Source organism: Ottowia sp. VDI28, from assembly GCF_049532675.1.
Taxonomy (GTDB): Bacteria; Pseudomonadota; Gammaproteobacteria; order Burkholderiales; family Burkholderiaceae_C; genus Ottowia.
The window spans coordinates 3,209,937-3,232,235 of record NZ_CP149820.1 but is presented as its reverse complement, the minus strand read 5'-3'; the positions used below and the strand labels follow the sequence as shown (position 1 = coordinate 3,232,235).

Genomic DNA, 22,299 nt, shown 5'->3' with positions numbered 1-22,299 from the left:
CACGGAGTACGTAAAGCCAAAAACATGGAATGGCGGACGGCGCCTAAAATTGGGGGTTTACCTGCGGGCGATTATCCCGCGCGCGCTTACCCAATTCTCAGACCATGTCCGAACCCACCGTATCCGCCACCGCTCCCGAACAAGACGAAAACAAACTCATCGCCGAGCGCCGCGAAAAGCTGAAGGCCCTGCGCGAGGTACAAGCACAAGGTGGCGCGGTCGCCTTCCCCAACGATTTCAAACCCAAGGATCGGGCGGCGCAGCTGCATGAGGCCCATGGGGCCATTGAAAAAGAGGCCTTCGAGGCTGCCATTGCAGAAGGCCAGAAAGTCACGGCCAGCGTTTCCGGCCGAATGATGCTCAAGCGCGTGATGGGCAAGGCCAGCTTTGCCACGCTCCAAGATGCCACCGGCCGCATCCAGATCTACATCGTCCGCGATGACGTGGGCCTGGATGCCTATACCGCCTTCAAGCACTGGGATCTGGGCGACATCGTCGCGGCCGAGGGCCACGTGTTCAAGACCAAGACAGGCGAACTCTCCATTCATGCCACCAGCCTCCGCCTGCTCACCAAGAGCCTGCGTCCGCTGCCGGACAAGTTCCACGGCATGCAGGATCAGGAACTGAAGTACCGCCAGCGCTACGTCGACCTCATCATGGACGAGGCCGCCCGCAGCCGCTTCGTTGCCCGCAGCCAGACGCTGTCGGCCATGCGCTCCTTCATGAGCGGCAATGGCTTCATGGAGGTCGAAACCCCCATGCTGCACCCCATTCCCGGCGGTGCCAACGCCCGGCCATTCATCACGCACCACAATGCGCTGGAGCAGGACATGTACCTGCGCATCGCGCCCGAGCTGTATCTGAAACGCCTGATCGTCGGCGGTTTCGAGCGCGTGTTCGAGATCAACCGGTCCTTCCGCAACGAAGGCATCAGCGTACGGCACAACCCTGAATTCACCATGATGGAGTTCTATGCCGCGTACTGGAACTACCTTGACCTGATGGATTTTACGGAGAGCCTGCTCCGCGACACCGCCCAGAAAGCCGCCGGCACCCTCCAATTGGAGTATCAGGGCCGCGCAGTCGACTTGAGCCAGCCTTTCAAGCGCATGACCATCCGCGAGGCGATTCTTGCCCATACCGATATTGGCGCTGGCGTGGATGACCCTGCGGAACTGACCTCCCGCCTGAAAAAGCTCGGCCTCAGCGAGGAAAAAGACAGGCTTTCCAGCCGCAGCCTGCCCGCGCTGCAGGTGCTGTACTTCGAGGAATCCGTGGAAGACAAGCTCTGGGAGCCGACCTTCATCATGGAGCATCCCACCGAGATCAGCCCGCTGGCGCGCGCCAACGATGCCCGGCCCGAGGTAACCGAGCGCTTCGAGCTCTACATCACCGGCCGCGAAATGGCCAACGGCTTCAGCGAATTGAATGATGCCGAGGACCAGGCGGCCCGCCTGCAGGCCCAGGTCGCCTCGAAGGATTCAGGTGATGACGAGGCGATGTACTACGACGCGGATTTCGTGCGGGCGCTCGAATACGGCATGCCGCCCACAGGTGGTTGCGGGGTCGGTATCGACCGCCTGATGATGCTGCTGACAAACTCCCCCAGCATCCGCGACGTGATCCTCTTCCCGGCCCTTCGGCGCGAGGTCTGATCCTCAGAACGTGCTCACGATGAAATCGTGGGCACGCTGTTCTCGGGAGTTCAGGGAATATCGCGCCAGGAAACGTCCTGCACGGGCACAGGAGCCGATTCACCCGTAGCGCTGGCGGCATCGGCACGGGGCGTGTTGCTGGCAGCCTGCTGGCGGCCAGGCCAGCGCTGGCGTGTCATATCCCGGTAGCGGCGCCACAGCAACGTCACCGTGGCCGGCCGTCCGGTAAACAGGCTGGCCACCACGGCCACCACCAGCCAGATAAATAGGCTGATGGCAAACACCAGCCCCATGAGCGCCAGCATGGCCCATATCGCCACGCCAATCACGCGCGCAACGATCCGCTCCAGCGTACCGCTGGAACCACGGGCGTAAGGCGGAGGTAACTGTCGGAAAGGCATCTCGTTCATACAGTATAGATAGGGTCAATGGCCCGAAGTTCAAATGAATACTAATGGAATAATCGGACTACCCCAACCTTTCAACGCCCTTGAAACACAGGTGCGCGTTTCTCGTTGAAGGCCCGAACGCCTTCCCGCCGGTCCTCTGTATCAACCAGCCGGTTATAGGCCTCGATCTCGAAGCGGTACCCGGTGAGCAGATCCGCCTGCAGGCCATAGTGGATGGATTTCTTGGCTTGGCGAACTGACAGCGGCGCGTTGCCGGCAATGGTCTGTGCGGTGGCCACAGCGGCGGCCAGTGTGGTTCCGGCCTCGCAGGCCTCGTTGAAAGCCCCCCAGAGCAGGCCTTCGTCGGCAGAAAATGCCTTGGCCGAGAGAATCAGCTCCTTGGCCCGCCGCTCCCCCACGGCCCGCGCCAGATTCTGGGTGCCGCAGCCGCCCGGCATGATGCCCAGCCGGACTTCCGAGAGCGCGAACCGGGCGCCGCGCGCGGCATAGATGAAGTCGCAGCATAGAGCCATTTCCAGCCCTCCGCCGTAGGCATGCCCGTTCACTGCGGCAATGATGGGCGTAGGGCACTCCATCATCGCGATGAACGTTCGCTCGAACAGCTCATGCTGAGCCTCCCACTGGGCACGGGTCATGCCGTCGCGCTCCTTGAGATCGCCACCCGAACAAAATGCCTTGCCGCCGGCGCCGGTCAGTACCACGCAGCGCACAGCCCCGGGATCCACTGTGATGCGTGTGACCACATCGAGCAGATCGCGAGCCATCTGCGTATTCAGCGCATTCAATGCCGCCGGGCGGTTCAGCGTGATCTGCACGATGTGCGCGCCATGCGGCTGAGGTTCGAGGGTCTCGTAGGAAGGGAAGTTGCTCATAGGAAGTTTTGAAGGATGAGATCGCAGTGCCAGAAAACGCCGGGATTCATGTGCGCCAGTTCAAGGAGAGTGCCCCTCGTGCCGCACGAGTACTGAATTGAACGTGTACCGGTCAGCGGGAAACAGGCTGACGGACAACAGCAAAAGCCTGTCGCCACGGCCGGCGTACCAACGGCGGGAGCAGACGGCCGCCGAACGAGGCTCCAGGTCCAGCTCTCGCGCGTCTTCGCCGCTCAGCAGGCAGGCGCCGATCTGCTGGCGGATGGTCAGAATCGAATCGCCGTTGAAATCCGCCACACATTGGGCCAGGGAGCTGTCCAGACTGTCTAGCGTGGCGCGTGGAGGCAGAAGCAAGGCGGGCACATAGTGATCACCCGCCACCAGACGCTGCCCATCAGGCATCTGCCGCAGCGCATGCAAGCGCGCGAAACGCTGCCCCTCCGGCAGATCCAACGACAGCGATAGCTCGCGCGACACCGTGATCTCTTCGATGGACTGCAACTTGAACGGAACGCCGCGCGTGAATTGCAGGACATCATCGACGCTCCCCCCGCGTGCGCGAAAACAGGCGCTTGTGCTTGCGCTGCGAGAACCTGCGTGCCAACGCCGGGGCGGCGCGACACCATGCCGCGTATCTCGAGCTCTTTCAGCGCACCTCGGGCGGTGATCCGGCTGATCTCGAATTGCTGGCACAGGGCCGCTTCCGAAGGCAGGAGATCCCCGGGTTGGTAGGTACCGTCCTTGATTTGCTGGAGCAGATGCTCCGCGAGCCGCATATATTGCGACCCACTTCCACGTTGAGCCATGTAATCTAGGTTAAACGATCAGACGATGCCGTCCGCCCGCAAGGCCGAAATTTCTTCGGCGTTGAAGCCGCATGCGGCCAATACTCCATCGGTGTGCTCCCCATAGCGCGGAGCCATGCCGGGCGCGGCACAGGGCTTTGACGAGCGAACGGGGTTGCGCAACAGGCGGACGCCGTGGCCGCTCCCGTCGCGGAGCGTTTCGATACGGCCGTCACCTTGTGCGAATTCGCTATCCAGAGCCTGCTGCATGGACAGTACAGGAGAAGCAGGCACCTTACCACCGAAATCCACCATCCATTCAGCGGTCGTGCGGGTGCTCAACTCACCGTCCAGCAGCACCGTGAGCTCGTCCCTGTGCTGCAACCGGTTGTCGAAGCGCGCATAGCGAGGATCGGAGGCCCATTCCGGCCGCCCTATGCACTTGCATAACTCTCCCCAGAATTTTTCCTTGTTGCACATGAGATAGATCCAGCCATCCGCCGTCCGGTAAAGCTGGCATGGCACGAGCGAGGGATGCGCTGAGCGCGGTTCCCGCCGGGCTTGCGCACCCGCATTGAGATACCAGGATCCCAGGTAGTTCAGGTTGTGCAGAGCCACATCGAACAACGACACATCAACGTCGCTGCCTTGGCCTGTGCGGCGCGCATCCATGACACCGCTGACCAGGGCCAGCGCCATGACGACACCCGTCATGTAATCGATCATGGAGAGCCCCATGCGTGAAGGGGGTCCGTCCGGCTCACCGGTCAGGCTGAAATACCCCGCTTCGGCCTGCATGAGGTAGTCGTAGCCGGGCCAATGCGCACGCTCACCCTGCCGCCCATAGCCACTCAAGTGCGCACAGACGAGACGCGGATTCACCTCCGCGAGTTGCGCGTAGGTCAGGCCCAGTTTTTCCGGTACGTCCCCACGCATGTTGTTGAGCAAGGCATCGCTGTGCGCGGCGAGGCGGCGCAACACTTCCCGGCCTCGCGGCTCGCGCAGGTTCAAGCCCACGCTTTTCTTGCCGGCGTTCAGGCTATGGAAGAAAAAACTCTGATTGCTGTCCGGCAACTGGCGGTCGAAGTAGGGCCCCACGTGACGCGCGACATCTCCCCCTCCTCCGGCTGCTCAATCTTGATGACCTCTGCGCCCATGGCAGCCAGATACGCGGTACCAAATGGACCGGCCCCGTACTGCTCCACGGACAGGATCCGCACGCCTTCCAACAATGACATGTCAGCTCGCTTTTTTCAAAAGATATAATGATATTATATTTAAAAATAGTTGTTGAGACAGACAAAGGAAAGCATGAAGCGCCGCAGTTTCCTCCTCGCCAGTTCAATGCTTGCCCCCTTCGCCACGGGCATCGCACACGCCAACTCCGGCACATACCCGAACAAGCCCGTTCGAGTTCTGATCCCCTTTGCACCGGGACAGGGTTCCGACATCCTGGCGCGCGCGCTTGGCGAGCAGTTGGGCGCCCAGTGGCATCAACCGGTCCTGGTGGAAAACAAGGCTGGCGCCAACGGGGCGCTGGCCGCTCAGGAACTGGCCGCGGCTGCGGCCGACGGGCACACACTGCTGCTGACATCCAATTCCCCCATCGTCGTCAACCCGGTTCTGTACAAGAACCTCAAGTACGACGTGTCACGGGATTTCCGCCCCGTGACGCTGCTTTCGACCACCCCGCTGGCATTGGTCGCGAACCTGCAGCAGCCCTTCAAGACGGTGCCGGAGCTGCTCGCCTATGCCAAGGCCAATCCCGGCAAGCTGAGCTACGCCAGCATTGGCTCAGGTTCCACCAGCCACATGTGCATGGAGGCCTTCAAGCAGGCAACAGGTATTGACGTCGTCCACGTTCCCTATAAAGGCAGTGCGCCGGCATTGGCTGATCTGGTAGGCGGCCACGTGCAGATCATGATAGATGGCCTGCCCAGCGCACTCCCTCATGTACGCGGCGGGCGGGCGCAGGCGCTGGCCATCACGGGAAGCACCGAGTCCAAGTTCCTTCCCGGGGTTCCCACGCTCGAGTCGCTGGGTATCCAGGGCGTTCCTGCTGGCGGCTGGTACGGCCTGATGGCACCGGCACGAACAGATCCAGCCATCCTCGCCCAGCTCTATGCCGATTTCACCTCGACCATGAAGCGCCCGGACGTCGAAGCTCGCCTGAAGACACTCAACCTGGAGCGTGCGCCCGAACTCACCAGCGCCCAGTTCGAAAGCATGATCCGCCGCGAAACCCTGATGTGGGCGGACACCGCCAAGCGGCTGGGGCTGTACAAGTCAGAGTAGTGCCAACGCGTGCAAGTACGCAGGTGAACGCATCAGTGCGTCCCAATCAGGGGATGCGGCTGCAGGAAGCAACGCCAGCCGACGCGATTCGCTGGCAGCGGACGGTAGCCAATGCCCGGCAAGCTGTGCCTGGGCTATGCCGTCGATAGTGTCATCGAGCACCCTGCCCCCGTCCAGTGACTGGTTGCACAGCAGCGCCAGATCACAACCGGCGCCCAGCGCTGACAAAATGGCCTCGACAGGCGTTACCGTGCGGCCCTGGATATGGCGGGCGGCCTCCATGCTCAGATCGTCCGTAAAGACTGCACCGCCAAAGCCCAGGCGCCCGCGCAGCACGGCCTGCAGCCAACGCGCCGAGTACCCCGCAGGCAGGGCATCCACCTTGGAATACACCACGTGCGCCATCATGACGGCATCCATGGAGGTACCGAGCCAGCCATAGGGAGCCGCATCCGCCGCCAGGATGGCTTTGAGGCTGCGGGTGTCTCGGGGTAGATCCGTGTGCGAGTCGGCGGCGACGAAGCCATGCCCCGGAAAATGCTTGCCGCAGTTGCCCATGCCTGCCCGCAGCAGGCCGTGCATGAGGCTTTTGCCCAGCATGGTGACCACGCGCGGGTCCGCATGGAAGGCCCGGTCACCGATCACGCCTGAAGGGCCCCAGTCCAGATCCAGCACGGGCGTGAATGAAAGATCCACTCCGCAGGCGCGAAGCTCTGCTGCCAGTACGTAGCCGCAGGCAGTGGCCGCGTCTTGGGCCCGCATGGCGTCCTGCATCCAGAGCTCGCCCAAGGTGCGCATGGAGGGTAGATGTGTGAAACCGCCGGAGCGGAAACGCTGCACACGGCCGCCTTCGTGGTCTACGCAGATCAGCAGATCGGGGCGCAGGCGCTTGATGCTGGAGGTCAGCTGCGTGAGCTGTTCACGGCTTTCCCAATTGCGGCTGAAGAGAATCATGCCGCCCACCAACGGGTGGGCCAGCCTGCGGCGGTCGTCCTCGGTCAGGGCGATGCCGGCAATGTCGATGATGAGTGGGGCGTGTTGCATGGTCAGGCGGATTTGATGCACCGCAAATATTCGCCGACTGTGGCGGTGTACCCAAGTTCCAGCGCATCGGCGATGAAAGCATGGCCGATCGAAACTTCTGCGACACCAGGCACTTCGGCCAGGAAAGGCGCCAGGTTCTCCCTGTTCAGGTCGTGTCCGGCATTCACGCCCAGACCGACATCCAGCGCGGCCTGGGCAGCGGCGGCGTAGCGCTGCAGTTGCTCGCGCCGCTGGGTATCGTTTCCGGTGGCCCAGGCGGCCGCATAGGGCTCGGTGTAGAGCTCGACGCGATCAGCGCCCAGGGCGCGCGCGGCAGCCATCTGCCCGGGCAGCGGGTCCATGAACAGGCTGACCCTCACACCAAGGGCCTTCGCCTGGCTGATCAACGGCGCAAGACGCTCGCAGGTGGCTGGATCGTCGAGGTTCCAACCGTGGTCACTGGTGAATTGGTCTTCGCTGTCGGGCACGAACGTGCATTGCTGCGGCTTCACCGCACGGATGAAGCCCATCAGGTTCTGCGTGGGGTTGCCTTCGATGTTGTACTCACGGCCAGGCCACTGTTTCATCAGTTCCGCCAAGTCATGGACGTCTTGTCCGCGGACATGACGTTCATCGGGGCGCGGGTGCACGGTGATGCCATGTGCGCCCGCGCGCAGGCACTGCTCGGCAGCGCGGGTGACGCTGGGAATACCCAGATGGCGCGTGTTGCGCACCAAGGCGACTTTGTTGACGTTGACGGAAAGACTGGTTTTCACGATGGCAAGGATTGCAGGTCGATCATCATCTGGCGGGTACGCAGGATGCCGCCACCGCAATGGTAGTGCAGCATCTCGCGTAGTTGCTGGCGCAAGCTGGCGCGCTGCTCGCCAGGCAGGCTGGCGCAGACGCCGAGAACCGTGGTGAATGGGGCTTCGTCGTCCAAGGCCTCTGCCAGGGCCAGCCAGCCGCGGCCGGGCAGCCAGGCACCCGGCCCCTCACGCGCGCTGCGCAAGCCGCCTTCAGCCACCAGGCTGTAGGACTCATCGGGCTCCAGGGGCGCGAAGGTCAGGGTTTGGGCGTCCAGAGCGGGAAGATGGCCGGTTTCGCGAAGCAGCAGCAGCTCGAATGTGCGCAGCGCAGCTGCGTGCAGGGTTTCGCCCTTTTCGGCGGCCAGCACATGCACCAGCGCGGCATAGGCATCAAACAGGCGTGTGTGGGCATCTTCCCGCGCCATCAGGCGCATGAGCAACTCGTTGGCGTAATAGCCCGAAAGCAGCGCCTCCCCCGTGGGCATGACATGGCCTCCACCCCACTCCGCGCTTTTCAGGGTCCGGATTTCAGCATCTCCCCCCAACTGAGCACAAGGGGCTGCAGCGGCAACAGGACGGGACGGAAATTGGAAGATGGCCGTTTGGCGCCTTTGGCCACCAAGGCCATGCGGCCATGAGCGCGGGTGAACACCTCCACGATGACACTGGATTCGCTCCAGTCATAACGGTGCAGCACGTAGCCCGGCTCGTGGTTGACGCGTTTCACTACACAGAAACCAAGGTTTTAAAAACCAGAGGCTGCGGAGCAAGCCGTGCAAGAGCGGCCGCGGAGCTGGCTGTGCCAGGCCGCTGGGTGCGTCCCTCTTTTCATCGCCGGGCCGCTCCCAAGATGAAAAGCGGCCCCCTCGGGGGGCAGCGCACTACGCGCAGCGAGGGAGCGTGGGGGCCTACTTTTCGGGGGAAGGCGCGTCAGCGCCTCAGGGGGAGCCTATTCATACCCGAAGCTACGCACCCGGGCTTCATCATCGGCCCAGCCAGACCGGACCTTCACCCACAGTTCCAGGAATACCTTGCAGTCCATGAGCTTCTCGAGTTCCTGCCGGGCTTCGGTGCCGATACGTTTGAGGCGTTCGCCCTTCTCGCCGATCACCATGGCCTTGTGGCCATCGCGCTCGACCACAATGGTGGCGGCAATGCGCACCATGCGCCCGTGGGCCTTGCTTTTTTCCTCTTCGAACTTGTCGATGACCACCGTGGAGGTATAGGGCAGCTCATCGCCCGTAAGGCGGAACAGCTTCTCGCGCACGACTTCGCTGGCCAGAAACTTTTCGCTCTTGTCGGTCAGCTCATCTTCGGCATACCACCAGGGCTGCTCAGGCAGGTAGCGCTCGCAGATGGAAAGCAGCCGTGCGATGTCCTTCGGGTTCTTGGCGGACATGGGCACGAACTCGGCGAACGGGTGACGCTCCTGCATGTCTTTCAGCCACGGCGCGATTTCGGCGCGGCGGTGCACGGTATCCAGCTTGTTGGCCACCAGGAGCGTGGGCGTGCCCTCCCGGAGCAAGGCCAGCACCTTGGCATCGCCCAGCGTGAAGCTGCCGGCCTCGACCACGAAAAGCACCAGGTCAACGCCATCGATGGCGCCCAGCACTGTCTTGTTGAGAGACTTGTTCAGGGCTGTGCTGTGCCGGGTCTGGAAGCCCGGTGTATCGACAAACACGAACTGCGTACCGCCGCCCTCCTCGTTGGTGAGCGTGCGGATACCAGTGATGCGGTGGCGCGTGGTTTGCGCCTTCCGGCTGGTGATGCTGATTTTCTGGCCCACCAGGGCGTTGAGCAGCGTGGATTTGCCGACATTGGGCTTACCCACGATGGCAATCAGGCCGCAACGCTGAGTAGCTCCGCTGCCGCCGTCGGGCTCCATGGAGTCCTCAGCACTGGAAGCCTCAGCGCTGTCAGCTAATTTTTTTTCATCGCCGGGCCGTCCCCAAGATGAAAAGCTCCCCTCGGGGGGCAGCGCACCCATGCAAAGCAAGGAAGCGTGGGGGTCATTTTCTGTTTTTGTCATGTTTGGTTTGCTGGAGCAACTTCAGCATGGCAGCGGCGGCCGCTTGCTCGCCCGCGCGGCGCGAGGCGCCGCTGCCTGTCTGCTGAAGGTTCAATTCTGAAATGGTGCATTGCACCTCGAAGGTCTGCCGGTGGGCCGCCCCGTGAATGTCAACCACGCTGTATTGCGGCAGGTGCATCTTGCGCCCCTGTAGCCATTCCTGCAAGGCGGTTTTGGGGTCTTTGGCTGCGGCCTGCATGCCGGGGTTGATCTCCACCCTGTCGAACAGCCGGCGCACCAATGCCTGGGCCGCCGCGAAGCCGGCATCCAGGTAGACGGCGCCGATCAGTGCCTCCAGTGCGTCGGCGAGGATCGAAGGCCGCCGCTGACCGCCAGAGCGCAACTCACCCTCGCCCAGGCGAAGCATCTCAGGCAGGCCCAGATCCAGCGCCAGCCGGTGCAGGGTATCTTGCTTGACCAGATTGGCGCGCACCCGGGAAAGATCGCCCTCGGGCAGATCAGCCAAGGCCTCATAAAGCAGGTGCGCCACGCAAAGGTTGAGCACCGAATCGCCCAGAAACTCCAGGCGCTCGTTGTGGTCTGCCGAAAAGCTGCGGTGCGTAAGAGCCCTCGCCAGCAGGGCTGGCGCCGCGAAACGGTGCTGCAGGCGCTCCTGCAGGGTATCAAGCGCGGTCTGCACGGCGCTCAGTTGTACCCCCGCCGAGGAGCCACGGTATTTGATGAGCAGATAGGCGGGCCCAAACAGGGCGATTTCCTTGTCGTAGGCGAATTCGACCACGACCTTGTCGCCGTCCTTGGTGATGTCAAGATCCTTGCCGGCGATGGAGCTGATGTAGTCCACGGACGCGGTGCGATCGAATGCGGCGCGCACGGCCGGCACGGTGGTGCCATCTGCCGCAGCCTTCTTGACGGCTTTCTGAATGGCCATGTACTCGGTGACGGTGGGCACGACCTTGGCGCCGACGATCGCCAGGAAGGCAATGATCACGCCCAGAAACAGCAGGCCGAGAAACGAAATTCCTCGTTGTGAAGATGCCGTTCCTGCCACTCCCCTGGCACCCTGGTACCCGTTTGCATGCCTGTTCATACGCCTGCTTTCCATTGCAGTTTCTTTATGGTCTGTTGATCGTCTTGTTAATCGAACGAGCCGATGCGCTTCAGGTTACCGAAGTTCATCCACACGAAAAATGCCTTGCCGACCACATTGGCATCGGGCACAAAGCCCCAGTAACGCGAGTCGAGCGAGTTGTCCCGATTGTCGCCCATCATGAAGTAATGCCCTTCGGGGACCTTGCAGGTCACGCCTTCGACACTGTAGCGGCAATTTTCCTTGTACTTGAACTCATCAACCCCGGGAATGAAGCTGGGCCTGCGGTCGTCGACGATGATCCTGTGTTTCCGGTCTCCGACCTGCTCCTCGAACTGCTTGAAATACTCCATGGTCGATTCGTCGAAGAAATCCGACTGGGCCGTTTGCGGCACCGGTTGGCCATTGACCGTGAGCTTCTTGTTCAGATAAGAGACCTCGTCGCCCGGTACACCGACAACGCGCTTGATGTAATCGACGCTGGGCTTGGGTGGGTAGCGGAACACCACCACATCGCCCCGCCGGACTGGATTGCCTTCGGTCACGCGGGTGTTGAGCACGGGCAACTTCAAGCCATAGGTGTATTTGTTGACGAGGATCAGATCGCCGATGAGTAGTGTCGGGATCATCGAGCCGGAAGGAATCTTGAACGGCTCGAAGACAAACGAGCGCAGCAGAAAGACCACCAGAATGACGGGGAACAGGCCCGCCGTCCAGTCGAGCCACCAAGGCTGCGCCAGTATGCGCTCGCGCGCCACGGACACATCGCCATCGACCTGCTTGATGCCTTGCGCGGCCAGACCGGCACGGCGGCGGTCATCCTCCGTTTGCAGGTTCTCGGCCGCCGCGCGGCGGCGCGGCAGGAAGACGAACCGGTCGGCGAGCCAATACAGGCCCGTGACCAGAGTGGCCAGGAACAACAGCAACGCAAAGTTGCCCTCGATCATGCCGAGGTACCAGGCGCCGCCGTACCCCACAAAACCAGCCAGGATGATTGCGGTAAGGAACTGCATCATTCCTCCACCTGCAAGATTGCCAGGAACGCCTCTTGAGGCACCTCGACCGAACCGATCTGCTTCATTCTCTTCTTGCCCGCTTTCTGCTTTTCAAGGAGCTTGCGCTTGCGCGTGATGTCGCCCCCGTAGCATTTTGCCAGCACGTTCTTGCGCAGTGCCTTGATGTTTTCGCGCGCGATGATGTTGGCGCCGATAGCCGCTTGAATGGCCACGTCGAACTGCTGGCGGCTGATGATTTCCCGCATCTTGGCAGCCACAGCCCGCCCGCGGTATTGCGACTGGCTGCGGTGCACGATGATGGACAAGGCATCGACTTTCTCGCCGTTCAGCAGGATGTCCACCTTGACCACGTCCGATGCGCGGTACTCCTTGAATTCGTAATCCATGCTGGCGTAGCCGCGGCTCACGCTTTTCAGCTTGTCGAAGAAATCAAGCACGATCTCGCCCAACGGCAACTCGTAGGTAAGCATGACCTGCCGGCCGTGATAGGCCATGTTGAGCTGCACACCGCGTTTCTGGTTGGCCAGCGTCATCACGGGCCCCACGTACTCCTGCGGCATGTAGAGATGCACGGTCACGATGGGCTCGCGAATCTCGTTGATCTTGCCTTGGTCGGGCATCTTCGAGGGGTTCTCGACCATCAGGACTTCGCCGTCGGCGCGTTCCACCTCATACACCACGCTAGGCGCGGTAGTGATCAGATCCTGGTCGAACTCGCGCTCAAGCCGCTCCTGGACGATCTCCATGTGCAGCAAGCCCAGAAAACCGCAGCGGAAGCCAAAGCCCAGCGCTTGCGATACCTCGGGTTCGAAATGCAGCGACGCATCGTTCAGTTGGAGTTTCTCCAGGCTGTCGCGCAAGGCATCGTACTGATTGGCTTCTGTCGGATAGAGACCGGCGAACACCTGGGGCTGGATCTCCTTGAAACCCGGCAGCGCCTTCTCGGCAGGGCCGAGATTTCCAGGCAGCTTCTTGTCCAGCGTCACGGTGTCGCCCACCTTGGCGACCTTCAGTTCCTTGATTCCGGCGATGATGTAGCCCACCTCGCCAGCTTCCAACGAATCGCGCGTCTGCTGCGCGGGTGTAAACACACCCAGGTTGTTGGCTTCGTAGGAAGCGCCGCTCGCCATCATCTTGAAGCGTTCGCCCTTTTGCAGACGGCCATCGACCACGCGCACGAGCATCACTACGCCGACATAGGCATCGAACCAACTGTCGATGATCATGGCCCGCAGCGGTGCGTTGGGTACTCCGCGCGGCGGCGGCACCTTGGCCACGATCTGCTCCAACACATCATCGATGCCCATGCCGGTCTTGGCAGAAATGGCAATCGCTTCACCTGCATCGATGCCGATCACGTCTTCGATCTCGGCCTTGGCGGTTTCAGGATCAGCCTGCGGCAAATCCATCTTGTTGAGGACAGGCAGCACCTCCACACCGAGATCAAGCGCGGTGTAGCAGTTGGCAACTGTCTGCGCTTCGACACCTTGCGATGCATCGACCACGAGCAATGCACCTTCGCATGCGGAAAGCGAGCGAGAGACCTCATATGAGAAGTCCACATGGCCCGGTGTATCGATCAGGTTGAGGTTGTAGACCTGTCCATCGCGCGCCTTGTATTGCAGCGCAGCGGTCTGCGCCTTGATGGTTATCCCCCGCTCTTTCTCGATGTCCATCGAGTCCAGCACCTGGGCTTGCATCTCGCGGTCAGCGAGACCTCCGCAACGCTGGATCAAGCGGTCCGCGAGCGTTGATTTGCCATGATCAATGTGCGCAATGATCGAAAAGTTTCTGATGTGGTCCATCAAGGAGTCGAGCCAAGTATTTGAATTGACAAGCGGTGCGCATGAAAAAAGGGCGCGCCAGGAATGTGACGCGCCCTCAACCAACAATCTATGGCAACTGCGATAGTTGGAGCTTCATTGTAGGCAAAAAGAGCCTTTTTCGAAGTCCTTGATCGCGAATCGTTGGTCGTTGTGGCGCCGCAACGGAAATTTATTAACAGCTTATCCACAGATCGCTTGGGATTTCCTTGGGACAAGCTGTGGTCTTTTTGTGGAATGCATGTGAAGTGCTTGCGCCGATTTCCGCATGGTGGTTTTGACGACCTTCCATATGCAGGTATTTCGGCTAATCAGTGCGTGATTCTATCTAAAACAATATGTAAGCCAGCGGCGATTCCTGTGGAAACAATCCCCTCGGAGCCCACTCGAGGCCGAACCGGACGTCGCAAAAAAGCCCCAATCCCGACTGTGGGTTGGGGCTTTTGGGGTTGTTAAGAGGAGGTCACAAACCGGGATTCAGCGCGCCGGCTTCACGATCACGTACTGGACCAGATCGCCACGCAGGACCAGCACGGTAACCGGCTTGCTGCGGTCCGCCTTACCGACGGCAGCCTCGAATTCGCGCACATTGTTGATTTCAGTGTTGCCCACCGAGAGCACCACGTCGCCCTCTCGCAAGCCGGCCCGCGCAGCGCCTTCGGCGGCGGATTCCACCCGCACGCCACGCTTGACCTTCAACTCCTTGCGCTGCGCATCGGTCAGGTCTGTCACGGTCAAACCAAGCCCTTGGCCCGCGGCGGCGGCCTTCGGCGCTTCGTTGCGCTCTGGCGCGCGGCGCGCACTCTTATCAGGCTCAAGCTCTGCTACCGTAATGCTCAGATCGCGGCTCGCGCCCCGGCGGAAGACCGTGATCGAGCTGCGGGTACCCGGTTTGATGGCTCCGACCACGCGTGGCAGATCCGACGCTTTCTCAATTTGCTTGCCCTCGAACCGGGTGATGATATCGCCCGCCTCAATGCCAGCCTTTTCAGCCGGAGAGCCGCTCTCCACACTGCGCACCAGCGCGCCCTGCGGCTTGCCGAGACCGATGGATTCGGCCACGTCCTTGGTGACCTGATCGATCTGCACGCCAATGCGTCCGCGCGTGACCTTGCCGGTCGCGCGCAACTGCTCGCTGACACGCATGGCCTCATCGATGGGAATCGCGAACGAGATACCCATGTAACCGCCCGAGCGCGAATAGATCTGGCTGTTGATACCCACCACCTCGCCGCGCATATTGATCAGCGGGCCGCCGGAGTTGCCCGGGTTGACCGCCACGTCGGTCTGGATGAGAGGCAGGTAGTCGCCCGTGTCCCGCTGCTTGGCGCTCACGATACCAGCGGTGACCGAGTTCTCCAAGCCGAAGGGAGAACCGATGGCCAGCACCCATTCACCGACGCGCATGCGGTTGACGTCGCCGATCTTCACGGTAGGCAAGCCCGCGGCTTCGATTTTCACCACGGCCACGTCGGTGCGCTTGTCGACACCGATGATCTTGGCTTTGAACTCGCGCTTGTCGGGCAGCGTGACGATGACTTCATCCGCGCCATCGACCACGTGTGCGTTGGTCATGACATAACCGTCAGCCGACAGAATGAAGCCGGAGCCGACCCCGCGAGGCTGCTCTTGCTCCGGCTGAGGGGCCGGCTTGTTGGGGCGTTGCGGCTGGGGCTGGCGCTGCCCGTTGGGAGGCATGGGCATGCCGAAGAAGCGCCGGAAAAATTCCTGCATCTCCTCATCCATCTGGCCGTTGGCGCCGTTGCCTGCGCGCACGCGCTCCATGGTCCGGATGTTGACCACCGCGGGGCCCACCTGCTCCACCAGATCCGTGAAATCAGGCAAGCCGCGCACGGAAGCCGCCACCGGAGGTTGCTGCTGCGCCGATACCTGCGCGGGCAATCCGGCGAGCCCTCCCATCGTCAGCAGTGGCGCGGCCCATGCAGCCACGGCCACCCGCTTGATATTCAAGTTCATCATATCCACGACGCTTTCTTCAAACGAATCTAAACACATGCCGCATTTGCGGGCAAACGAAGCCGCCGCCCTCTGCATGCAGCCAATGTAAAACTATTTCTTGCGCTCGAGGCTGTCAGCAAACGCCTTGAGGGTTTGCTCCGGGACTTCCCCCACCGCGGTGACCCACCACTCGCCGTTTTTGTCTTTGTCGGCCAGACGGCGAGTGAGCGTGTGCGTGGCACCCATGGCCCACTGGCCCTCACGCACATGGCGCTCCCGGCTGAAAGGCTCCATGAAAAGCGACACCGTAGCCAAACCATCGGAGAAGATCCACTGCACCATCTTCGAGGGGGCCGAGGGCGGATGCTTGTAGCAACTCATGGGCGTGAACCCGGATACCGGGGATTTCATCTGCCACCCCTCGGCGTCGGCGGTGGTCTTGACCTTGGCGGTCTTCTCGACGCGATACCCTTCGGTATTGCCCATCATCTGCTTGAGCTTGTCGATCTTCACCGGCGCCTCGAGCTGCAGCTCGGAAAACGCAGCCTGCTCCAACACGCGGCCATTGGCATCCAGGGTTTGCGTTTTCACTACCAGCCCGGTGCGTTTCTCGCTCCAGATGCGGTAGCCGAAACGCATACCATCACGCGGGGAAAGCAGCACGATGTCCGCATCGAAACCTGCTACCCGCCCCTGCCCCAACTGGCGAGCAGTATAAAAATCTGCTGTCTCGAACTCTTCGCTTGTTTGAAGCAAGGTGGGAAACACACCGCCGGACTCCCGGCGTTCGTTGCGCACAAGGCGAGCCTGGGGGAAGAACGTGACAACGGATTCGTTGCGCCGGTAGGTCAAGCGTGGTGTACCAGTGAGGGATTCAACCCGCTCGATCTGGGTGTCGCCTTCGCACACATGCCAGATGCGCGCGCTCGACAACGCCCCTGACGAAGAGGAAACCACGAAAGTGCCTGCATAGGCCGGCCAGCGGGAAGCCTGCTGCAGGCGCACCAGCCATTCAGCCACGCTGCGCTCAGGCGGCCCTACATCGCCCCCTGGGCCGAACTGGCCGATACCCTGAGCCTGAGCACAAGCCAGGCCGACCACGCTGCCGGCGCCCAGCGCCACCACCGCTCCCACCATGGTACGCAGCGCTTTGCGTGCCCATGAACCGGCTCGCCTTCCTAGAGGCAGCCGCGCCAACCCAAGGCGCACAGAGCCGTGCGGCGCCAACAACACGCCGCCGGTCAACGCCCTGATCCTTCGAATGTGGCATTGCGCAGGAAGCCGGATGCGTCCCGCAGAGCCGATGCGCCCGAGGCCTGCAAGTGCGCGGCCAGCATTTCGTCCAGGCGCGGATCGCGCAGCATGACCTGTGGCGCCTCGCCTTCCCCGCCGATGAGGGCAACGCCACCAGGGTACGGGCATCAGCCAGTTCGGTTCGGCCGGCAGCGGGCACAGCGTTCTGGGCCATTTGAGAACCCACAGGCTGCGGACCCAGGCTGCCCAGGGCACCCCACCCGATCGCAGCCACCGCCGCAAACGAGGCCAACCCAGCGACCAGCTTCCAGCGGAACACGCCGTCGTTGGCCGCCGGCCGGTCGGCATGCGCGCCCGCGGCGATGGGAATGACCGCCGCCAGCGGCTCGATCCGAGCCGGACGGGCAGCCTCCAGTTTCAACTGCTCGCTGAGCCTGGATACGAAACGGGCATCGTGCTGGCATGCGGCGAGCTCGGAAGAGCGCAGCACATCGCCAATCACGTGGTAGAGGTGCCAGCTATCCCGCAGTTCACCGGAACCCACGCTTTGCATCGCGGTGTCGAATTCGGCACCGCTCAAGCGCCCGTCCATCAGCGCGGACACCTGTTCCAGTTGATCCAGTTGAGTTTCGTCCTGCGTTTTCATATCGAACATCTTTAGCGCCTTGGTTCCCGCCTCACGAGCTCATGTTCACCGATCGTATACCTACAATTACCAGCGTTTGCCTGCCTGGTGGCTCAGCAAAGGTTTGACCTTGGCTGAAATCGCCTCGCGTGCCCGGAAAATCCGGGATCGCACGGTGCCGATCGGACAATTCATGGCTTCCGCAATTTCTTCGTAACTCAAGCCTTCGATTTCCCGTAACGTCACAGCCTGCCGTAAATCCTCAGGCAAAGCCTCCATGGCCGCATTGACTGCCGCAGCAATTTCGCGCGCAGCCAATTCAGATTCAGGGGTGCTTTCGGTGGTTAGTTCGTTTTGCGGGCGGGAAGTTTCATCTTCGCTGTCCGCTGATTGCAAGGCCGCCTCGGTAACGAGGGGATCCCGCTTCATTTCGAGCAGTGTTTTCTTGGCCGTATTGACCGCGATACGATAAAGCCAGGTATAAAACTGCGCATCACCACGAAACTGGTGCAGTGCACGCCAGGCCCGGATAAAGGTTTCCTGCGCAATATCCTGGACCACATCTACGTCCCGCACCATACGGCCGATCAGGCGCTCGATACGCCGCTGGTACTTGATGACCAGCAATTCGTAGGCCCGTTGATCGCCCGCGGCGGCGCGCTCGACCAGCAGCGCGTCGCTGTCAGAGGCGGAAACGGCAGTGTCGGAAGTTGAAGACAAGAGAGAAATGGCCTGCGCTGCAGTAGTTTCAGAATTCAGGATCCGGCCCAATAGCGGGCCGGTTGGCGGGCGAATATAGCGCACACCGCAGCAAATGCCAGCGCAGCGGATCGCTGGAGGCCTCCGCCCATAGCCATGCCGCCCGCCGGGCGCCCTGCCCCGCCGACGGCCAGCGCAGGAGCATGCACCGCTGAGCATCCCACAGAACAGCCACTTGGGCTTGCTCCGTGAGCAGCGGAAAAGCCTCCGCGCCACTCGGATGGCTCAAATGCCACCGGTCGCCGTCGAAAGCCAGCTGGCGCTTGATTTGAGTGCGCCAGAAAGAATGAAGCGCCCATCCAGTCAGAGCCAGAACCGACAGCAGAAGCCCCAAACGCCATGCCAGCCCGGACCGGTCCGACGCTTGATCGGCCCACCATGACAGTACAGTCACGGCGCCTGCCAGCCACAACCCAAGCAAAATAACGCCCAAGCGCGGAGAGCGGCCAACGGGGTACATCACTGAAGGAACCTCGTTCATAGCCGCACCCTGGGTGCCTCAAAAGCGGACAGATCAAATCCGCTTGAATACCAAAGTACCGTTGGTGCCACCAAAACCGAAGTTATTCTTCACCGCTATGTCGACTTTCATGTCACGAGCAGTATTCGCACAGTAATCGAGGTCGCACTCGGGATCCTGCTCGAAGATATTGATGGTGGGCGGGCTCTTCTGGTGATGCACCGCCAGGACGGTGAACACGCTTTCGATACCGCCAGCGCCACCCAGCAGATGGCCGGTCATGCTCTTGGTGGAGTTGACGACCACGCGCTTGGCATGATCGCCCAGCGACGCCTTGATAGCATTGGTTTCGTTCAAATCACCGAGCGGCGTGGAAGTGCCGTGCGCATTGATGTAATCCACCGCATCGGTATTGACGCCCGCATTGCGCAGGGCAGCCAGCATCGACCGCTTGGGGCCATCGACGTCCGGCGCCGTAATATGGAAAGCATCGCCGCTCATGCCAAAGCCGATCAGCTCGGCATAGATCTTGGCGCCACGTTTCTTGGCATGCTCGTACTCCTCGAGCACCATCACACCCCCGCCCTCGCCCAGCACGAAGCCATCGCGATCCTTGTCCCAGGGGCGCGAAGCCGTCTTGGGATCGTCGTTGCGGGTGGAAAGCGCTCTCGCGGCCGCGAATCCGCCTACGCCCAGCGGCGATACTGTGGACTCGGCGCCGCCCGCCACCATGACGTCAGCGTCTCCAGCCTCGATCAGGCGCGCCGACACGCCAATGGCGTGCAAGCCGGTCGTACAAGCCGTGACCACGGAAATATTGGGGCCTTTGAAGCCGTTCTGGATCGACACGTGTCCCGAGATCATGTTGATGATCGATGCGGGCACGAAGAATGGCGACACCCGGCGCGGGCCACGGTTGACCAGCTCGGTATGGGTCGCCTCGATCATGGGCAGCCCGCCGATACCCGAGCCGATGTTGCAGCCGATACGTTCGGCCAGCTCTGGCGTGAGGGCATCGCCTGTCGGCAACCCTGCGTCGCGTACCGCCTGAGTAGCGGCGGCAATGCCGAGATGAATGAAGCGGTCCATGTGGCGCGCTTCTTTTTCGGGCATGTAATCGCTGACGCTGAATCCCTTGACTTCACCTGCGAACCGGCACGCGAACGCGCTGGCATCGAACTGAGTGATGAAGTCGATACCTGAGCGGCCCGCGAGCAGATTGGCCCAGCTTTCAGCCACCGTGTTACCCACGGGACTCACACAACCCAAACCTGTAATGACAACGCGGCGCCGGCTCATCGGTACTCAGGCTTTCTTCGAAGTGGCGTAATCGATCGCCGCTTGCACAGTAGTGATTTTTTCAGCGTCTTCGTCGGGGATTTCGATGCCGAACTCATCCTCCAGCGCCATCACCAGCTCCACAGTGTCCAGGGAGTCAGCACCCAGATCAGCCACGAAGGCTTTTTCATTGGTGACTTGTGACTCCTCCACGCCGAGTTGTTCGGCGATGATTTTCTTGACACGTGCTTCGATATCGCTCATGGGTTCCCTCTGAGGGTTGTGAAAAACAGGGATTTTACCCGCGCTTATAGAGGTTATTTACCTACAAGGCGTGGGATCAAAATAGTGTATAGGTTTAAAAAAGGCGTTGCAGCCATAGCCATGATGCCGGATGTGACACCGGCTACCCTGGCTCAATTCATGAACATGCCGCCATTGACGTGCAACTCGTGCCCTGTGACATAACCCGCATCCGGGCTTGCCAGATAGGCCACGGCGCGCGCGATGTCGGAGGGCTGGCCCAGCCTGCCCAACGGGATCTGGCCCTGAAGCGCCTTATGCTGCTCTTCCGACAGGGCTGCGGTCATATCGGTCGCGATGAAGCCCGGTGCCACACAGTTGACGGTAATGCCCCGGCTGCCCAGTTCGCGCGCCAGTGCGCGCGTCATACCGGCCACACCGGCCTTGGCGGCCGCGTAGTTGGCCTGACCCGGATTGCCCGCGGCCCCCACCACACTGGTGATGTTGACGATGCGCCCGTAACGCTGTTTCATCATCGGCCGCATCACGGCGCGGCTCATGCGGAAAACAGCCTTCAGGTTGGTGTCCAGCACGGCATCCCAATCGTCGTCCTTCAGTCGCATGGCAAGCATGTCGCGGGTGATGCCGGCGTTGTTGACAAGCACGTGCAACGCACCGTGCTCCTTGAGGATGGAGTCGATCAGCGCCTCAAGGGCTGGCGCGTCATTGACATCCAGCCGGGCACCGCTGCAGCCGGGATACGCAGCGAGCGCCGCACTGATCCTGGCAGCCCCTTCGACAGTAGTGGCGGTGCCCACCACTTTCAGGCCGCGCGCGGCCAGTTCCTGGGCAATGGCCGCGCCGATACCGCGCGATGCGCCCGTCACCAAAGCCACCTGGCCCGCGAACGGGCTCTCTGATTTACCCTCCGACATTCAGTCTCTCCCAGCCAAGCCCGCTACCAGCGCCTTGGCTTCTGCCAGCGTGGCTGGATCGTACAGCGCGGAGCCTTCCATGGCTGCATCAATGCGTTTTGTCATACCAGCCAATACTTTACCAGGGCCGCACTCCACCACGTGGCTGATACCCATGGCCTTGATCTTGCGCACACACTCCACCCAGCGGACTGGCCCGAAAGCCTGGCGGTACAAAGCATCGCGGATACGGGAGGCCTCGTCTTCGAGCGCGACGTCGATGTTGTTGACCACGGGGATGCGCGGCGTGGCCAGCGAAATCCCGGCAAGCTTCTCACGCAGTTTTTCAGCGGCGGGCTTCATCAGGCTCGAATGGAAAGGCGCCGAGACCGGCAGCGGCAATGCGCGCCGGGCACCCATGCCCTTGAGTACCTCGCAGGCCTTCTCGACCGCCGCCTTGCTGCCGGCGATGACCGTCTGGGCTGGATCGTTGAAGTTCACGGCTTCCACCACCTCGGTGCTGCTGCCCATGGCCTGCGTCGCCTCGGCACAACCGGCGATGACTTTCTCGGCATCGAGTCCGAGAACGGCAGCCATGGCCCCCTCCCCCACAGGCACAGCCTCCTGCATGGCCGCTGCGCGGAAACGCACCAATGGCGCGGCTTGCGCGAGCGTCAGCACCTCGGCAGCCACCAACGCCGAATACTCGCCGAGCGAGTGGCCGGCCACGGCCGCGGGCAGATCGCCGCCCTCGACCCGCCATGCACGCCAGGCGGCCACACCAGCCACCAGCATGACGGGCTGTGTGTTGGTGGTCAGGGCCAGAGCCTCCTTGGGACCTTGGTGGATGAGTGCCGCGACGTCTTCACCCAGGGCGTCGGACGCTTCGGCCAGGGTTTCAGCCACAGCGGGATGATCACCCCAGGCGTCGAGCATGCCGACGGCTTGCGAGCCTTGGCCCGGAAAAACAAAAGCAACAGGTTTCATGGAAGCAAGGATCCTA

General features: G+C 61.8%; 22 protein-coding genes and 4 pseudogenes. 2 read left to right on the top strand and 24 right to left on the bottom strand.

Translation table 11 applies throughout. The features are described from left to right. Nucleotides 1-104 precede the first annotated feature (104 nt). On the top strand, nucleotides 105-1,655 hold the full coding sequence (gene lysS / locus WJU18_RS15310) for a lysine--tRNA ligase (protein ID WP_423460855.1): 1,551 nt from the start codon (nucleotides 105-107) through the stop codon (nucleotides 1,653-1,655). Nucleotides 1,656-1,705: 50 nt separating this feature from the next. On the opposite strand, the gene WJU18_RS15305 is transcribed toward lysS, so the two are convergent. The 6 genes and pseudogenes from WJU18_RS15305 to WJU18_RS15280 all read right to left on the bottom strand — a co-directional run bounded on the left by WJU18_RS15305 (nucleotide 1,706) and on the right by WJU18_RS15280 (nucleotide 4,960). After that, a complete protein-coding gene (locus WJU18_RS15305) occupies nucleotides 1,706-2,056 on the bottom strand; it encodes a hypothetical protein (RefSeq protein WP_423460854.1) in 351 nt (116 codons plus the stop codon). Between the two features lie 80 nt (nucleotides 2,057-2,136). Beyond that, nucleotides 2,137-2,937 carry an enoyl-CoA hydratase/isomerase family protein gene (locus WJU18_RS15300; protein ID WP_423460853.1) on the bottom strand — a complete coding sequence of 267 codons (801 nt, stop codon included), beginning with the start codon at nucleotides 2,935-2,937 and terminating at the stop codon, nucleotides 2,137-2,139. A gap of 60 nt (nucleotides 2,938-2,997) precedes the next feature. Then, a complete protein-coding gene (locus WJU18_RS15295; protein ID WP_423460852.1) occupies nucleotides 2,998-3,438 on the bottom strand; it encodes a UTRA domain-containing protein in 441 nt (146 codons plus the stop codon). Nucleotides 3,439-3,539: 101 nt separating this feature from the next. Further along, nucleotides 3,540-3,713: pseudogene (locus WJU18_RS15290) on the bottom strand (GntR family transcriptional regulator); the annotation flags it as partial. Nucleotides 3,714-3,761: 48 nt separating this feature from the next. After that, nucleotides 3,762-4,820 (bottom strand): CaiB/BaiF CoA transferase family protein, encoded by a 1,059-nt coding sequence (locus tag WJU18_RS15285; protein WP_423460851.1) that lies wholly within the window; start codon nucleotides 4,818-4,820, stop codon nucleotides 3,762-3,764. Further along, nucleotides 4,757-4,960 carry a CoA transferase gene (locus WJU18_RS15280; protein WP_423460850.1) on the bottom strand — a complete coding sequence of 68 codons (204 nt, stop codon included), beginning with the start codon at nucleotides 4,958-4,960 and terminating at the stop codon, nucleotides 4,757-4,759. The genes WJU18_RS15285 and WJU18_RS15280 overlap by 64 nt, the downstream gene beginning before the upstream one ends. 73 nt (nucleotides 4,961-5,033) lie before the next feature. On the opposite strand from WJU18_RS15280, the gene WJU18_RS15275 reads away from it, so the two are divergent. After that, on the top strand, nucleotides 5,034-6,017 hold the full coding sequence (locus tag WJU18_RS15275) for a Bug family tripartite tricarboxylate transporter substrate binding protein (RefSeq protein ID WP_423460849.1): 984 nt from the start codon (nucleotides 5,034-5,036) through the stop codon (nucleotides 6,015-6,017). Here the strand turns inward: WJU18_RS15275 and nagZ are convergent. The 18 genes and pseudogenes from nagZ to fabD form a co-directional block, all read right to left on the bottom strand. Continuing rightward, nucleotides 6,009-7,061, bottom strand: coding sequence for a beta-N-acetylhexosaminidase (gene nagZ, locus WJU18_RS15270; protein WP_423460848.1), 1,053 nt, complete (start codon nucleotides 7,059-7,061; stop codon nucleotides 6,009-6,011). The two genes, WJU18_RS15275 and nagZ, sit on opposite strands and share 9 nt — an antisense overlap. 2 nt (nucleotides 7,062-7,063) lie before the next feature. Beyond that, on the bottom strand, nucleotides 7,064-7,816 hold the full coding sequence (locus WJU18_RS15265; RefSeq protein ID WP_423460847.1) for a pyridoxine 5'-phosphate synthase: 753 nt from the start codon (nucleotides 7,814-7,816) through the stop codon (nucleotides 7,064-7,066). Beyond that, a pseudogene (recO, locus tag WJU18_RS15260) lies at nucleotides 7,813-8,576 on the bottom strand (DNA repair protein RecO). Before recO ends, WJU18_RS15265 begins: the two are co-directional and overlap by 4 nt. Nucleotides 8,577-8,798: 222 nt before the next feature. Beyond that, nucleotides 8,799-9,734, bottom strand: coding sequence for a GTPase Era (gene era, locus WJU18_RS15255; RefSeq protein WP_423460846.1), 936 nt, complete (start codon nucleotides 9,732-9,734; stop codon nucleotides 8,799-8,801). Nucleotides 9,735-9,858: 124 nt separating this feature from the next. Then, on the bottom strand, nucleotides 9,859-10,557 hold the full coding sequence (gene rnc / locus WJU18_RS15250) for a ribonuclease III (RefSeq protein ID WP_423461009.1): 699 nt from the start codon (nucleotides 10,555-10,557) through the stop codon (nucleotides 9,859-9,861). Between the two features lie 45 nt (nucleotides 10,558-10,602). Further along, nucleotides 10,603-10,965 (bottom strand): annotated as a pseudogene (locus tag WJU18_RS15245) (DUF4845 domain-containing protein); the annotation flags it as partial. Nucleotides 10,966-11,012: 47 nt separating this feature from the next. After that, nucleotides 11,013-11,978, bottom strand: a complete 966-nt coding sequence (gene lepB, locus WJU18_RS15240; protein WP_423461008.1) for a signal peptidase I — start codon at nucleotides 11,976-11,978, stop codon at nucleotides 11,013-11,015. After that, a complete protein-coding gene (gene lepA / locus WJU18_RS15235) occupies nucleotides 11,978-13,786 on the bottom strand; it encodes a translation elongation factor 4 (RefSeq protein WP_423460845.1) in 1,809 nt (602 codons plus the stop codon). The genes lepB and lepA overlap by 1 nt, the downstream gene beginning before the upstream one ends. Before the next feature lie 495 nt (nucleotides 13,787-14,281). After that, the gene (locus WJU18_RS15230; protein WP_423460844.1) at nucleotides 14,282-15,784 is read right to left on the bottom strand and encodes a DegQ family serine endoprotease; all 1,503 of its coding nucleotides are present in this window, start codon (nucleotides 15,782-15,784) and stop codon (nucleotides 14,282-14,284) included. 90 nt (nucleotides 15,785-15,874) lie between these two features. Then, entirely contained in the window at nucleotides 15,875-17,008 is a 1,134-nt protein-coding gene (locus tag WJU18_RS15225; RefSeq protein ID WP_423460843.1) for a MucB/RseB C-terminal domain-containing protein, read from the bottom strand. Next, entirely contained in the window at nucleotides 17,005-17,127 is a 123-nt protein-coding gene (locus WJU18_RS15220) for a hypothetical protein (RefSeq protein WP_423461145.1), read from the bottom strand. The genes WJU18_RS15225 and WJU18_RS15220 overlap by 4 nt, the downstream gene beginning before the upstream one ends. A 344-nt stretch (nucleotides 17,128-17,471) precedes the next feature. Further along, a pseudogene (locus WJU18_RS15215) lies at nucleotides 17,472-17,570 on the bottom strand (RseA family anti-sigma factor); the annotation flags it as partial. 159 nt (nucleotides 17,571-17,729) lie between these two features. Next, complete coding sequence (rpoE, locus tag WJU18_RS15210) at nucleotides 17,730-18,362, bottom strand: RNA polymerase sigma factor RpoE (RefSeq protein WP_423460842.1); 633 nt, start codon at nucleotides 18,360-18,362, stop codon at nucleotides 17,730-17,732. A 28-nt stretch (nucleotides 18,363-18,390) separates the two neighbouring features. Beyond that, nucleotides 18,391-18,882 (bottom strand): hypothetical protein, encoded by a 492-nt coding sequence (locus WJU18_RS15205; protein WP_423460841.1) that lies wholly within the window; start codon nucleotides 18,880-18,882, stop codon nucleotides 18,391-18,393. Between the two features lie 33 nt (nucleotides 18,883-18,915). After that, nucleotides 18,916-20,160: a beta-ketoacyl-ACP synthase II gene (gene fabF, locus WJU18_RS15200; RefSeq protein ID WP_423460840.1), complete on the bottom strand. Its 1,245-nt coding sequence runs from the start codon at nucleotides 20,158-20,160 to the stop codon at nucleotides 18,916-18,918. 6 nt (nucleotides 20,161-20,166) lie between these two features. Further along, nucleotides 20,167-20,403, bottom strand: a complete 237-nt coding sequence (acpP, locus tag WJU18_RS15195) for an acyl carrier protein (protein ID WP_028603046.1) — start codon at nucleotides 20,401-20,403, stop codon at nucleotides 20,167-20,169. A gap of 152 nt (nucleotides 20,404-20,555) precedes the next feature. Beyond that, the gene (gene fabG / locus WJU18_RS15190; protein ID WP_423460839.1) at nucleotides 20,556-21,317 is read right to left on the bottom strand and encodes a 3-oxoacyl-ACP reductase FabG; all 762 of its coding nucleotides are present in this window, start codon (nucleotides 21,315-21,317) and stop codon (nucleotides 20,556-20,558) included. Further along, nucleotides 21,318-22,283: an ACP S-malonyltransferase gene (gene fabD, locus WJU18_RS15185; RefSeq protein ID WP_423460838.1), complete on the bottom strand. Its 966-nt coding sequence runs from the start codon at nucleotides 22,281-22,283 to the stop codon at nucleotides 21,318-21,320. Nucleotides 22,284-22,299: the final 16 nt, after the last annotated feature.

Coding starts and splice junctions, on each gene's coding strand:
- WJU18_RS15220 (WP_423461145.1), bottom strand. CDS start 17,127: ATGCTGCGCGATCCGCGCCTGGACGAAATGCTGGCCGCGCACTTGCAG.
- era (WP_423460846.1), bottom strand. CDS start 9,734: ATGGAGCCCGACGGCGGCAGCGGAGCTACTCAGCGTTGCGGCCTGATT.
- WJU18_RS15230 (WP_423460844.1), bottom strand. CDS start 15,784: ATGATGAACTTGAATATCAAGCGGGTGGCCGTGGCTGCATGGGCCGCG.
- acpP (WP_028603046.1), bottom strand. CDS start 20,403: ATGAGCGATATCGAAGCACGTGTCAAGAAAATCATCGCCGAACAACTC.
- fabD (WP_423460838.1), bottom strand. CDS start 22,283: ATGAAACCTGTTGCTTTTGTTTTTCCGGGCCAAGGCTCGCAAGCCGTC.
- lysS (WP_423460855.1), top strand. CDS start 105: ATGTCCGAACCCACCGTATCCGCCACCGCTCCCGAACAAGACGAAAAC.
- WJU18_RS15300 (WP_423460853.1), bottom strand. CDS start 2,937: ATGAGCAACTTCCCTTCCTACGAGACCCTCGAACCTCAGCCGCATGGC.
- fabF (WP_423460840.1), bottom strand. CDS start 20,160: ATGAGCCGGCGCCGCGTTGTCATTACAGGTTTGGGTTGTGTGAGTCCC.
- lepA (WP_423460845.1), bottom strand. CDS start 13,786: ATGGACCACATCAGAAACTTTTCGATCATTGCGCACATTGATCATGGC.
- fabG (WP_423460839.1), bottom strand. CDS start 21,317: ATGTCGGAGGGTAAATCAGAGAGCCCGTTCGCGGGCCAGGTGGCTTTG.
- WJU18_RS15280 (WP_423460850.1), bottom strand. CDS start 4,960: ATGTCATTGTTGGAAGGCGTGCGGATCCTGTCCGTGGAGCAGTACGGG.
- nagZ (WP_423460848.1), bottom strand. CDS start 7,061: ATGCAACACGCCCCACTCATCATCGACATTGCCGGCATCGCCCTGACC.
- WJU18_RS15275 (WP_423460849.1), top strand. CDS start 5,034: ATGAAGCGCCGCAGTTTCCTCCTCGCCAGTTCAATGCTTGCCCCCTTC.
- lepB (WP_423461008.1), bottom strand. CDS start 11,978: ATGCAGTTCCTTACCGCAATCATCCTGGCTGGTTTTGTGGGGTACGGC.
- WJU18_RS15305 (WP_423460854.1), bottom strand. CDS start 2,056: ATGCCTTTCCGACAGTTACCTCCGCCTTACGCCCGTGGTTCCAGCGGT.
- WJU18_RS15205 (WP_423460841.1), bottom strand. CDS start 18,882: ATGAACGAGGTTCCTTCAGTGATGTACCCCGTTGGCCGCTCTCCGCGC.